Source organism: Nitrosophilus sp. (assembly GCF_982775275.1).
Genome location: NZ_CEXZHP010000272.1, coordinates 1 through 1,522 on the forward strand (window position 1 = coordinate 1; position 1,522 = coordinate 1,522).

A 1,522-nucleotide genomic window follows, 5' to 3' on the forward strand; every position below is an offset into this window, starting at 1 on the left:
GCATGATTTAGCTGGGAGTACAGTAATTCACTCAACTGGAGCTTGGGCATTGCTTGCAGCAATTTTAATTATAGGCCCTAGAAAAGGTAGATACCAAAATAATAAAGTCAAAGTGATACCTGCAAGTAATATCCCATTGGTAACACTTGGGGCATTGATTTTGTGGATAGGATGGTTTGGATTTAATGGTGGGAGTGTTGGAAGTATTGCTAGTAAAGAAGCAGCTGATACTTTTGCTCTAACAGTGATGAATACAAATACTGCAGGACTTGCTGGAGCTATAATAACTGGAATTTTTATGTATATAAAATATAAAAAACTTGATATTACTATGATTTTAAATGGAGCTTTAGGTGGTCTTGTTGCGATAACTGCTGGTGCAGATATTTTAGATATATATTCTCCTATCATAATAGGAGCGATTGGTGGGATTTTAGTTGTTTATGCAGTGCCTTTTTTTGATAAACTTAAAATAGATGATCCTGTTGGAGCATTGTCAGTGCATTTAGTTAATGGTATATGGGGAACACTTGCAGTTGGTATTTTTAGTAGTGAAGTTAGCTTTTTTACTCAACTAAAAGGTGTAGTTGTTGTAGGATTATTTGTATTTATAAGCTCTTATGTGGTAATATATGTTATTAATAAAATAGTTTCATTTAGAGCAGATGATGATGCTCAAACTGAGGGGCTAGATGTAAATGAGTGTGGACTTGAAGCATATCCAGAATTTAAAAGAGCATATTAATTAAGGAGAAAATATGAAAAGAGTTGAAGCGGTTATAAAACCTTTTAAGTTAGAAGATGTAAAGGAGGCACTGAGCGAAATTGGTGTAACTGGTATGACAATAAGTGATGTCAAGGGTTATGGAAGACAACAAGGGCATAGTGAACTTTATAGAGGTGCAGAGTATGTTGTAGATTTTTTACCTAAAATTAAGATAGATTTAATAGTAAAAGAAGAAGATGTTGAAAAAGTTATTGAGGCTATTAGTGAATCTGCAAGAACCGGTAAAATTGGAGATGGTAAAATTTTTGTAAGCCCTATTGAAAAAATAGTTAGAATTAGAACTGGAGAAGAAAACGAAGAAGCTATTTAAGCTTCTTTTTTATTAATGAATGGTGCTAGATTTGTAATTGCTTTTTTATTTTCTTTGATTTTGCATATTGTTTTATATAATTATTTAGTAAATAAAAAAGTTATTAAGCAATCAAAAATAAACTCAAATCAAAATAATACAAAAATTACTCTAGTTAAATTAAAATCAAACCCTAAAAAACAGCCTATAAAAAAGCCAAAACCAAAACTTATAAAAAATTCAAATCAAAAAAAATTAAATAATTTTAAACCAAATAAACCTAAAAACTCCCAAAAAATAGTTGCAAAACAAGCTATCCATAAAAAACCTCCTTTACCTAAAAAAATAAAAAAAGTTATAAAACCAAAAAAAATTAAACCAAAAATCACTAAAAAACCTAAACTTGATCCAATCACTAAAAGTTATATAGATTTATATGGTAAAGA

2 protein-coding genes and 1 pseudogene are annotated in these 1,522 nt (G+C 29.8%); all 3 read left to right on the forward strand.

Translation table 11 applies throughout. The features are described 5' to 3' along the window. On the forward strand, positions 1-745 hold a 745-nt coding region (locus AC30RD_RS09155; protein ID WP_489494224.1), incomplete at its 5' end, for an ammonium transporter family protein. A 13-nt stretch (positions 746-758) separates the two neighbouring features. Next, entirely contained in the window at positions 759-1,097 is a 339-nt protein-coding gene (locus AC30RD_RS09160) for a P-II family nitrogen regulator (RefSeq protein ID WP_489494226.1), read from the forward strand. A gap of 15 nt (positions 1,098-1,112) precedes the next feature. After that, positions 1,113-1,522 (forward strand): annotated as a pseudogene (locus AC30RD_RS09165) (hypothetical protein); the annotation flags it as partial.

What these genes read in the sequence shown, in the direction of transcription:
- AC30RD_RS09160 (WP_489494226.1), top strand. Translation starts at nt 759, where the DNA reads ATGAAAAGAGTTGAAGCGGTTATAAAACCTTTTAAGTTAGAAGATGTA.